Source organism: Flammeovirga aprica JL-4, from assembly GCF_012844305.1.
GTDB lineage: Bacteria > Bacteroidota > Bacteroidia > Cytophagales > Flammeovirgaceae > Flammeovirga > Flammeovirga aprica.
Window position 1 is genome coordinate 51109 of record NZ_JABANE010000055.1, and the last position, 12309, is coordinate 63417.

General features: G+C 36.6%; 11 protein-coding genes. All 11 read left to right on the plus strand.

All coding sequences use genetic code 11. The features are described 5' to 3' along the window. The first annotated feature begins 2 nt into the window (after positions 1–2). Entirely contained in the window at positions 3–1217 is a 1215-nt protein-coding gene (locus HHU12_RS19225) for a hypothetical protein (RefSeq protein ID WP_169658358.1), read from the plus strand. Positions 1218–1790: 573 nt separating this feature from the next. Beyond that, complete coding sequence (locus HHU12_RS19230) at positions 1791–2378, plus strand: TerD family protein (protein ID WP_169658359.1); 588 nt, start codon at positions 1791–1793, stop codon at positions 2376–2378. Between the two features lie 101 nt (positions 2379–2479). Beyond that, positions 2480–3067, plus strand: coding sequence for a TerD family protein (locus HHU12_RS19235; protein WP_169658360.1), 588 nt, complete (start codon positions 2480–2482; stop codon positions 3065–3067). Positions 3068–3075: 8 nt separating this feature from the next. Further along, positions 3076–3774: a TerD family protein gene (locus tag HHU12_RS19240; RefSeq protein WP_169658361.1), complete on the plus strand. Its 699-nt coding sequence runs from the start codon at positions 3076–3078 to the stop codon at positions 3772–3774. Between the two features lie 606 nt (positions 3775–4380). Further along, positions 4381–5019, plus strand: coding sequence for a vWA domain-containing protein (locus HHU12_RS19245; protein WP_169658362.1), 639 nt, complete (start codon positions 4381–4383; stop codon positions 5017–5019). A 9-nt stretch (positions 5020–5028) separates the two neighbouring features. Then, a complete protein-coding gene (locus HHU12_RS19250) occupies positions 5029–5667 on the plus strand; it encodes a vWA domain-containing protein (RefSeq protein ID WP_169658363.1) in 639 nt (212 codons plus the stop codon). A gap of 10 nt (positions 5668–5677) precedes the next feature. Beyond that, positions 5678–6319, plus strand: coding sequence for a vWA domain-containing protein (locus HHU12_RS19255; RefSeq protein ID WP_205959932.1), 642 nt, complete (start codon positions 5678–5680; stop codon positions 6317–6319). 11 nt (positions 6320–6330) lie between these two features. Next, positions 6331–7392 carry a TerY-C metal binding domain-containing protein gene (locus HHU12_RS19260; RefSeq protein ID WP_169658364.1) on the plus strand — a complete coding sequence of 354 codons (1062 nt, stop codon included), beginning with the start codon at positions 6331–6333 and terminating at the stop codon, positions 7390–7392. A gap of 1 nt (position 7393) precedes the next feature. Beyond that, complete coding sequence (locus tag HHU12_RS19265; RefSeq protein ID WP_169658365.1) at positions 7394–8821, plus strand: PP2C family serine/threonine-protein phosphatase; 1428 nt, start codon at positions 7394–7396, stop codon at positions 8819–8821. Between the two features lie 13 nt (positions 8822–8834). Next, the gene (locus HHU12_RS19270) at positions 8835–10340 is read left to right on the plus strand and encodes a helix-hairpin-helix domain-containing protein (protein WP_169658366.1); all 1506 of its coding nucleotides are present in this window, start codon (positions 8835–8837) and stop codon (positions 10338–10340) included. A 5-nt stretch (positions 10341–10345) separates the two neighbouring features. Then, complete coding sequence (locus HHU12_RS19275; protein WP_205959933.1) at positions 10346–11671, plus strand: sodium:calcium antiporter; 1326 nt, start codon at positions 10346–10348, stop codon at positions 11669–11671. Positions 11672–12309: the final 638 nt, after the last annotated feature.

Genomic DNA, 12309 nt, shown 5'->3' on the forward strand with positions numbered 1-12309 from the left:
AAATGAAAAACTTAGTACAAAAATTCGCAGCTATCTCAATGTTAGCTTCTGTTCTTGTCGCTTGTAACAACAACGACGAAACTACTGAAGGACCTTCACAAAGTGATGGAGAAATCCTTGCAGCGAAATTAACAGAGCAACAGCCAATCGCTATCGATGGTACAGCTACAGGATGGACTCCAGGTGATTGGGCCGTAGATGTGAATTACCCAGGTACTGACGTTTCTGATGTAACTGCAGACAATGCAGACGGAACTCTTCCAAGAAACATCAATTATGATCTAACACTAGAAGAAAACTCTACTTGGATTTTAGCAGGTGGCGTTCACGTAAGAGAGGGAGCTACTTTGACTATCGAGCCAGGTGTAAAAGTTGTTGACCTTGAAGGTGAGGATGTAGCTTACTTAATGGTTGAACAAGGTAGTAAAATTGAAGCAAACGGTACTGCTGAGAATATGATTGTATTCACTTCTCAAGATAAAACTCCTGGTTCATGGGGTGGTATTATCATCAATGGATATGCTCCTATCAACGTAGAAGGTGGTAAAGCACATCCAGAAGTTGGTACTGGTATCAATGGTGAAGATTTATGGTACGGTGGTGACCAACCAAATGATGACTCTGGTTCATTATCATACATCCGTTTAGAGTTTGGTGGTAATGAGATCACTACAGACAAAGAGCACAACGGCTTCACATTTAATGGTGTTGGTAACCAAACTGAGTGCCACCACTTACAAGCTCACAAAGGTGATGACGACGGATTTGAATGGTTCGGTGGAACTATGAATGCTTCTTTCTTAGTTTCTACAGACAACAAAGATGATCAATTTGACTGGACTGAAGGTTGGACTGGTACTTTAGAAAATGCTTATGCTCACGTAGCAGAAGGTTGTGACCGTGGTTTCGAAGGTGACAATAACTCACAAAACCATGAGGCAACTCCTTACTCTCACCCTACTCTGAAGAACATCACAGTGATTGCTGAAGAGAATGGTTCTGATTCACAAGGTTTCAAAATCCGTGTAGGTTCTAAAGTAACTATGGAAAACGTTATCGTGAAAGGTTTCCCTACAGGTGTTTCTATCGAGCATGATGTAACATTAGAGCACGTGGACAACACTTACAACGGTGATGCTGATGATTTCAAAGTTACAAACTTAAACGTATCTGAATCATTAGAGAATGATATCGAATACAAAGCTTCAAGACAATAATCAGCTTTGATCCAAACATAAATCCCAAGAGCCTTTACTTCATAATCAGTAAGGGCTCTTAATAAAACTCACATCAATATTTTGGAACTTACTAACCTCATAAAACCTACTTTCTAATATAAAAGATAGTTAAGTGTACGGCTTTATTTATTTACAATTCTTCATTTGTGTAATAAGTCGTACAATTAGATAGAGTAGAGAGATCTATCTACTATTAACTGTTCCAAAATCACATTATCAATAAAACCCCTTCTTGTAGCATTTTCTGCAGTAAGAAGGGGCTTTTTTTCTTATATATTTCTAAGTCGAAAAAATAACACTCCCTTAATGGGGTTTTCACTGTTTATTATCACATCTAATAAAAAAATCACATAGTATTTTCATCTTTACCTCGTCTTATATAATAATTGTTAAAATAGCTTTATATACTATGAGCTTTTTGAATTACTTATTTTATTTGATAGCGTAAACTATGTGATTACTAAGATTTTTTTTCTAAAAAAAACATTTAAATACAGTATCTGAATTACAAAAATTTCAACACTGATTAATTAAATATCAACAAACACAAATATGGCAGTCAATTTAAGAAAAGGTCAAAGAGTAGAAGTTTCATTAGAGAAAGTGAAAATTGGGCTCGGCTGGGACCCGAATGAATCTATTGGAGATGATTTTGATCTAGATGTATCATGTTTTATGCTTGACGAAACAGGAAAAACGCCAAACGCAGACTGGATGATCTTTTATGGAAATAAATATTCTCCTGACGGTGCTGTGGAAGGTGCTGATGATGATCTAACAGGCGGTGCTACAGATGGTGATGATGATGAAATTATCACTGTAGATTTAAATCGTGTTGATCCAAAAATCAATCAGATTGTATTTGTAGCCACTATTTACGAAGCTAAAACAAGAAGTCAGAATTTCGGTCAGGTCACTGATGCAAGGATTAGATTACTCAACGGAAACAACGAAGATCCTGTTTATATTTTTGACTTGAGCGAAGATTGCTCTATCGCTACAGGGGTAGAATTTGCAAGATTATACAGACATAACGGCAAATGGAAATACCAAGCCATTGGCAACGGATATGATGTATATTCTCCATTAAAAGTATTGGGTGAAAAGTATACAAACGAAGAATTCGACGCTGAAGAATAGTGACATAAATCACCATCCAGTCAACCTTTAATTATATTATATTTGTTAAGTATCGTGTTTTTAGTAAGCTATTAATTTTAACAACTTAAACTTCATATAAAATGCCAGTAAATTTAAGAAAAGGCCAACGAGTAGAAGTAGGCCTTACCCATGTCAAAATCGGATTAGGATGGGACCCAAATATTGCAATTGGTGCTGAGTTCGACTTAGACGCATCATGTTTTATGCTAGACGAAACCGAAAAAGCTCCAAGTGCAGATTGGATGATTTTTTATGGAAATAAATTTTCTCCAGATGGTGCCGTAGAAGGTGCTGATGATGATCAGTCAGGTGGTGCTACAGATGGTGATGATGATGAAATTATTTCTATAGATTTAACCAAAGTGAGCCCTCAAATCCAATCCATAGTTTTTGTGGCAACGATCTATGAAGCTAAAACAAGAAATCAAAACTTCGGACAAGTAAACGACGCCCGTATTCGTTTGATCAATGCAAAAACGGACGAGGTAATGTATGTTTTCGACTTAAGTGAGGACTGTTCTACTGCTACAGGAGTTGAATTTGCCAAGCTTTACAGACATGGTGGAGTTTGGAAATATCAAGCTATTGGAAACGGGTATGACGTTTCATCTTCTCTTAAAGTATTAGGAGAAAAGTATACTAATGAAATTTTTGAAGCTGAAGAATAAAAATCAAGATGGCAGTAAAACTAGTAAAAGGGCAAAAAATCAGCCTTAGAAAACAATCAGGTGAGACACTAACAAGCTTTTGTGTAGGTGCAAACTGGGGTGCAATTGAAGCATACGTTAAAGTAATGGAAGGTGGCTTCTTAGGCTTCGGACAAAAAGAAGTCGAAAGAAAAAAAGTCATCAATGTTGATCTTGACTTAAGTGTATTGATGCTTAATGGCAACGGAGATGTTGTAGATCATATTTATTCTCCTGAGTACAATTCTCGCTTCTTAAATCAAGTAGGTTTACCAAAAGGTAAATTAGCTTCTCGCGACTATGCTCTAAAGCACAGTGGTGATGATATGGAAGGTGACATCGGTGGTGATGATGGATTGGACAATGAAGTAATCACTGTGGACTTATCTAAAGTATCTTCAGAAATTCAACAAATTTTCTTCTTCTTGAACAATGTAGGAAAAGAAGATTTTGCTCAAATTCCTTTTGCAAAAATCAGAATGTACGAAGGTACTCCTACAAGAGTAAAGCAAATTCAAGCTACTTATGATGTTGTATCGGATGGCCGTTATTCACATCATAGAGCTATGGTTATGGGCAAACTATATAGACATAACGCAGAGTGGAAATTCCAAGCAATCGGTGATCCTACTACTGATGCGCATATCGGTGAAACGATTGGAAGAATTCTAACTCAATATGCAAAATAGTTGAGTGATTCAACAACCTATTAAGTACTAAGACAAAAGTAATCGAGTGTTTCGTAGACCCATAATTGAAATTATGGTGCACGTAATTATAGTTCCATTTCTTTTGTCCTAGTACTTAAAATACCAAATCAAGATTAGTCATTATTAATTTTGATTTGGTATTTATAAGAACATGCTTGAAACATGCTCTAAGTACTAGGTGATAAAGAATGCTATTAACCAATATAAGTATCACTGCCTCCTATTTGTACCGCAAATGTGAAAAAGAAAAATAAACCCCTCAAGGTAAAGTGTGAATGTCTAAAACTGTGTAATTAGAGTATTTTCTCCAAACTGTATTTTACGCTAGACCTTTAAATAGTTCTACGTTATTGTAAAGCACATCAAAAGATTCATACACAACAGTTATTGCTCACTTTAAATTTTCCATAGATTTTTTTGATAGGCTTAGTACTATCAAATAGATGCCATAAATGAGGAATTATTGATAAGACAGCATTCCATAAAACCAGTAACACTATAAACAACTAAATCTAATACAGAAGTTGACTTTATAGCAATGCCACAACTTCAGTACCCAAAAAGAAAAGAATTTAAGAAAGAATTATGAGAAGATTACCAGTATATATTTTAGTAGATGTATCCTACTCAATGCAAGGAGGCCCTATACAAGGCGTTCAAAGTGGAGTAGAATTCTTAGTGAGCGAATTAAGAAAAAATCCACATGCATTAGAGACTGTATACTTATCACTGGTCACTTTCAGCACCAATGCGGAAACATTGGTTCCTTTGACAGAACTAATGGATTTTCAAACTCCCCAATTAGCAGTATCTGGAATGACTTCTTTAGGTGAAGGATTAGAGCTTGTGGCTGTTAAGTCTGAACTGGAAGTCACTAAATCATCTCCTACTCAAAAAGGGGACTGGAAACCGCTTGTTTTTATCATGACAGATGGTGAACCTACGGACAACTGGAGAAACGGACTGTCTATTTTCGAATCTAAAAAATGGGGTGTAGTTGTAGCTTGTGCCGCTGGTGACGGTGCCAATACTTCTGTCTTACAGGAAATCACGCCCAATGTTGTAAAACTCAATACGGCTGATGAAGCATCGATTGTAGAATTTTTCAAATGGGTTTCTTCTTCAATTGGAGTGAGCAGTACAAAAGTAGAAACTTCAGGAGTTGAGGCAAGCGGCATTGATGATTTACCGAAACCTCCATCTTGTATCAATCTAGTAAAATAGGTTTCACTTATGAGGAAATTGCCAGTATACCTGCTCTTGGATGTTTCAACATCAATGATGGGAGACCCGATTGAAGCTGTGAAAAATGGTTTGAAAACGCTAGTCACAGGTTTGAGACAGGACCCTTATGCGTTGGAAACGGCTTACTTGAGTATCATTACTTTCAATCATCAAGCACAGCAAGTGGTTCCTCTTACCGAACTGACTGATTTTCAAGAGCCCGTTCTTGAAGCAAGAGGTCAGACGGCATTAGGTGCGGCGTTGGATTTAGTGTCTGAAAAAATTGATGAAGAAGTAATCAGGTCATCCCCTACTCAAAAGGGAGACTGGAAGCCATTGGTCTTTATTATGACCGACGGACTTCCTACGGATGACATTACGATGAGCCTTTCAAAATTCAAATCCAAAAAATGTGGTATTGTAATAGGCTGTGCCGCTGGTCCTCATGCTGATGTCAACAGTCTGAAACAAATTACTGATTATGTTGTAAAATTAGACACTTTAGACTCTGGAAGTGTGCAGTCATTTTTCAAATGGGTGTCAGCATCTATATCAGTTTCAAGTACTAAAATAGAAACTTCGGGGTTAGAGCTTGGAGGGGTTTCAGAACTACCTCCGCCTCCTGCTGAAGTGAATATTGTGATGTAAATAAAAAAATATGATTAGAAGATTACCGGTTTACCTTTTACTTGACACCTCTGGATCGATGAAAGGTGAACCTATCCAAGCAGTGAATGTTGGCATTCAAGCATTAGTTTCCTCATTAAGACAAGATCCTAATGCACTTGAATCTGTATATATCAGCATCATTACATTTGATAGAGAAGTAAAGGAAATTTTACCGCTTACAGAACTGTCAATGTTGCAAGTGCCACATATTGATACTCCTGATTCAGGGCCTACTCATTTAGGTGAAGCTTTGGCTTTTCTGAATAAAAGATTCAATACGGATATTATTAAATCAACACCTTCTCAAAAAGGTGACTGGGCCCCTTTGTTGTTTATTATGACAGATGGAAAGCCTTCTGATTTGATGGTATTCAGAGAAGAGGTGCCTAAGATTAAGGCGAAAAGTTTTGGCAATATCGTAGCCTGTGGTGCCGGTCCTAAAGCAAAAGCAGAGTTCCTGCAAGAGATCACAGATAATGTGGCCATGCTGGAAAACACAGACAGTTCTACCTTCCAGCAATATTTCAAATGGGTTTCTTCTACAGTACAGCAAGGAAGCAGAAGTGCTGGCGTGACATCTAATGAAATGGAGCTACCTCCACCGCCTAGTGAAGTGAATATAGTAATCTAGACAAATAACTAATGAGGAAATTACCAATCTATTTTTTGCTGGATGTTTCTGAATCAATGATCGGTTCTCCAATTGAAAGCGTTCAGTCGGGTTTAGCAAGCATCGTTAAATCATTAAAAAGTGACCCTTATGCTTTAGAGACAGTTTACCTTGAAGTGATTGTCTTTGCTGGAAAAGCGAAGGTCCTAGTTCCTTTAGAAGAACTTGCCGTTTATTATCCTCCAGTATTGCCTATTGGCTCTGGAACTTCATTAGGAGAAGGGATGAATCTGCTGATGAATGAACTGGATAAAAATACGGTAAAAAGAAGTTCCACTTTTAGAGGCGACTGGAAACCAATTGTATATATTTTCACAGATGGAGTACCCACTGACAAATACGACAAGTATTTGCAGAAATGGGAACTCAACTATAAGAGCAAAATAAATACAGTTGTTGTAAGTATTGGTAATAATATCGACTCAAGGTTATTAGAGAGAATCTCTGAAAATGTGTTCGACTTCAACACTACAGACCCTAAAGCGTTTACTTCTTTTTTCAAATGGATCACAGATTCCATTAAAACACATAGTGTGAAAATAGACAGTTCTAATGATGACGATCTGGATATCAGACAAATCAATGATCTGGACGATGTAGAGAAAATTGATCTGAGCAAAGGCAACCGACCAAATGTAGATCAAAATACGGTAACGTTATTAGGTAAATGTCAGAACACACACAGCGGTTATATCATAAAGTATAACAAGTACAAGGAAAACTCAAATGCCTTTAATGACTTCGGCTTTATGGTCACTGGCTTTTCACTAGAAGGGGCTTTCAAAATAAATCTGGATGAGTTTAGATCGCTTTCACAAAATATCAATATCAATCAACATGTCAATACAGCGGAATTAAGAAACTTCCCTTCTTGTCCTTGCTGTGGAAATCAGATTGCTGTTGCTATTTGCTCATGCGGTTCCATCTTTTGTGCAGATCCTGAAAACATAGAACAAACCTGCCCTTGGTGTCATAACACCTCTTATTTCGGCAGAGGTAATGGAGATATAGACATTGAAAGAACAATTGGTTAATATGGAAAAGGGTACTTTAATCCAACAGAAAATTCAACAATTAGAATCAATCATCTCAGAACTGAAAGAACTTTTTCCTGAAGAAGTTGAGATAGATTTAAATACAGAAATCGAAGAAAAGCAAACTGAAAAAATCCCTATCAAACTTAAAAAAGCAAACACGAATAAGACACAGGAAGATATGGCAAAAATCAGAACGAAAGAAGAAGACAACACTCAGATTTTATTAGACAACGGAATGGTAGGCAAGGCCTATTCTGATAAAATTACTGCGGAACTCATAGGTAAGGAACAATTCTTTATTCTTGAACTGTCCTTGTCTTCTAAAGTGGAAGGATTGGAATTTAATATTGAAACCGGTGAAATTTCAGGTACACCAAAAAGTGCCGGCGATTTTATTGGTACTTTATGCTATAAATTAGGGGAAAATGATGATGAGAAATATCCTGAGTTAAACAAAGAGGTACTTATCACAATCAACCCTGATCCTAATTCTTTATGGAAAAATCTTCCTACTGACGAAAATGCCCCTTACCAAAAAGATAACACTTATGCAGAGGTTATTTCCACTGAAAAACATAAAATCATTGGAGCATCTATCCGAGGCAGATCACATGCGCATATAGGTTCATTTAGAGATGATCATTTTATCAATTTCGTTTTTGAAGAATCACAATGGACGCTTCAAGCAGTTGCCGATGGTGCAGGTTCTGCTAAATATTCTAGACAAGGTTCCAAAATTGCTTGCGAAACGCTGAAGCAAGGTGTTGAAGATTACTTGTCTGGAGACGACTTTAAATCCTTAGAAGAAAATTTAGTTGCTTATTATTCTAAAACGGAACAGGAAGACGAAGAGAAAGAAAACTTAGGAAGAACATTAAGTCAACAAGTATATACTTTCTTAAGTCAGACTAGTTACGAATCCTATAAAGTAGTAAAAGGTTTTGCTGAAGATAAACAACAGGAATTAAAAGACTTTTCCACTACACTGCTCTTTACTTTAAGCAAGGAATTTGAATTTGGAACTATTGTGCTGTCTACATGGATTGGCGACGGTGTGATTTGTGTTTATACCAATGATAAATTCGAAACATTGGGAGAACCTGACGGAGGTGAATACGCTGGACAAACTCGTTTCCTTACGATGTCAAGTATTTTCCAGGAAGGGTTTGAAAAGAGAATCAGCCTGAATTGTTATAAAGAAAAACCAACAGCCATTATTTTGATGACAGATGGTATTTCTGATCCTTATTTCGAGACCGATGAAGGCTTAAAAGATGGAGAGAAATGGGAATCACTTTGGAATGACTTGAATGACGCTGTGTTAAGTAAAAGTGAAGAGGAAGAGTTCAAATCATCCATGATTGATTGGCTAGGTTTTCCATCAAAAGGACATCATGATGATAGAACTATTTCAATTTTAAGCTAATCAATCCAGTATTATGAGTAAAATACAAGTCAGCTCTATATTCTCTGGAAAGTCTTATGAATATATAGATAAAATAATTGGCTCCGGAACGATGAAGGATGTGTATTTCAGTCCTGATAAATCCTATGTTATTGGTTTTTTCAGAACGAAATTAGATATACAAGCCAAAGAACGTTTAGAGACCATTGTAAAAGTTTACCGTAAAAATATTTTTGAACAAGCTGGAGGCAAGTACTGGAATCAGCTTTACTGCTGGCCCTATGATATTGTAGAGTACAAAGGGTTATGGGGAGTTGTAGCACCAGCCTTTGAAAAGCACTTCTTTTTTGAGCATGGATCTGTGAATGATGATATGTTGCAGATCAAAGGAAAAGAAAAAGAAGGAAAATGGTTTGCTTCTGCCAGTCATCAAAATCGATTTTTGGACGATAGAGAGAAAGGAAACTTCTTGAGCTACCTAAGAATCTCTTTACTGATCAGCAGAGCTGTAAGAAGAATGCACGCGGCAGGATTGGCCCACTCTGATTTATCGTATAAAAACGTACTGGTCGATCCCGTGGGCATGAACGCTTGTATCATTGATATAGACGGATTGGTAGTGCCGGGTAAATTCCCTCCTGATGTGATGGGTACACCGGACTTCATTGCCCCTGAGGTGATCATGACCAAACACCTGGAACTTACAGATCCTAACCGCAAGCTTCCTTCTATTCATACAGACAGGCATGCACTAGCGGTACTGATCTATATGTATTTATTCTACAGACATCCTTTGAGAGGTAGAAAAATACATGATGAAGACCCTACCATTGATGAGGAAAAAACAATGGGAAGTCACGCATTATTTGTAGAACATCCCACTGATAAGTCCAATAGACCTGATCTTTCACAGATTAAGAAAAGCTATTTGCCTTATGCAGATGTCGATGCCCTGCCTTACAGCATCAGCGGGCCATTTTTGAAAGAACTTTTTGACAGAGCTTTCATTGATGGGCTACAGGATCCACTAGCAAGGCCTACTGCCGACGAATGGGAACATGCACTGGTCAAGACCGTTGATTTACTTCAACCTTGCCAGAATCCGAAATGTTCGCACAAATGGTTTGTTTTTGATAATAAAACGAAACCAAAATGCCCTTACTGTCAAACAGAATACAAGGGCATGCTACCTGTACTCAATTTTTACTCTTCCAGAGGAAATAATAATTTCAGACCTGATAATTACCGCTTGATGGTCTATAATAATCAGTACTTATATCAATGGCATGTAAATAGAAAAATTTTCCCCAATGAGAAATTAGACGATACAAAAAAAGATCCCGTAGGGTATTTTGTTTTTCACCAGAACAAATGGCTTCTGGTCAATCAAAAACTTGATAATCTTATGGATATGACGGATAGTAAAAATCCAACAAAAATAGCAATAGGCAAGCCTGTTGAAATAAAAGACAACGCTAAAATCCTGCTGTCTAATGAAGATGGCGGTCGATTGATTTTGGTTCAAATGGTTAATAATTAAAAGAAATGCAAGACGTACTAGAAAACACAACCAACGAGAAAGACAAAAAGGGTACTTTACCTATAAAAAGTATTGCCATTACTGTAATGCTGATGCTTCTATTTGTTCCTTCAGTAATGAATCTGATATTTCATGTTGAACTCGCAGTATTCAACTCCATATTCAGCAATATAATTCAGAGTCTTATAGTCATATTGGTGACTTGTTTAATGATTTGGAAAGCCTCCGATGGATTTGAATTAGCTTCAGATTACTTTGGAGATAAATTAAATATGGAAGGTGGTGTAAAAGGAGCCACTATTAATGCCGTCGGCAGTTCTTTGCCAGAGTTATTTACAACCTTTTTCTTCTTGGTTGTATTAAAAGATGCAAGAGGATTTGCAGGTGGTTTAGGAACAACGGCCGGTAGTGCTGTTTTCAACTCCATGATTATTCCAGCAGTAGTGATCCTTGCTGTTGCTTTCAGTTTAGGTAAAACCGTTATTGTCAACCCTAAAGTGATTTTAAGAGATGGATTGTTCTTAATTTCAGCAGAACTTATTCTGATTGTATTATTAAACAGTACAGCACTTACTTGGGTACATGGCCTGATCCTTATGTTGGTTTACGGGGTATATATCTTTATCCTGAAAAAAGTCAAAATCAAAGATGAAGACAGTGATGATGACGATGATGACGACGACGACGAGGAATATGATGGATCAAGAAATGGCCTTATCAGAGCTATTTTCACACTTGACTTGGAAGCACTTATTGTAAAAGGAAGAGAGCTGGACAACAGAATTGCAGGTACATTATTATTTGTAGCAGTTTTAATTATGGGTGCGGCTTGTTATTCCCTAGCTTATGTATGTGAGAGTTTAGGGCACGAGCTTGGAATTTCTTCATTCATTGTAGCTATTATTTTCGCAGCGGCGGCAACGAGTGTTCCGGATACAATCTTATCCATCAAAGATGCTAAAAATGGCAACTATAATGATGCGGTAGCCAACGCGCTTGGCAGTAACATTTTTGATATTTGCTTTGCATTAGGTTTCCCATTATTTGTTTACACTCTTGCCAATGGAGGTGTTTCCATCCCAATTCAGCCAGAGGATAATGACATTGTAGGGCAGTTCAGGGTTCTATTGTTACTGCTTACAGTAACAGCCTTTTTAATCTATTATATCGGTAAAAAGATGACAAAAGTGAAAGCTGTATTACTACTAAGTGTTTACGGAATCTTCATCGCCTATACACTAGCTTATGCTTATAACCCTGAATCAATTTCAGGTATTCAAGCTGTTCTTTTCAAAATCAATTCAGTTTTAGGAAATCTGAATTTCTTATAAAAAGAAGCTATTCTAATAATCCCCCTCTTATAACATTTTACAATAAGAGGGGGATTTTTAATTTTATTGTAATCAACTAAGATTCTCCCATTAAAAATAGTTTTTATTTTACATTGAATTCCCTCTAAAAACCTAATAGAAATAACCTCAAATACAATAAAAAATGCTGTACATGATAAGAAACTATAAAGAATTACTTATTAATTATCTTGGATTCAAAATTTATTAAGTGTATATTATACAATATCACAAACTTATACTTAACCCCTATTTTATGATTCAACAAGTCAATACGTTCATGTCTAATGTTCTTTTTTTATTATTGTTTTCTTTTTTTGTAGAATACATAGTCATTGAAGGCAGTGGACTTACCCTTTCAAGCTTTACAATCAGAGCCTTAATCTTTTCAGCAATTTACGGTGCACTCCACCTCTCCTCCTTAAAAAAGTTTTTATAAAAATAGGTATATAAACTTACGTCACCCAATCACAAAGCTGTTTTTGGGTGACATGAATTGAAGAAACCATCCGTTCCACTAATTTTTTGAAAATCGTTTTCCGATATACCCTTCTATTAAATCGAAAATGAAATTCATCTAAATATCGTTGGATATATTGATCACTGACATGGTGATGAAT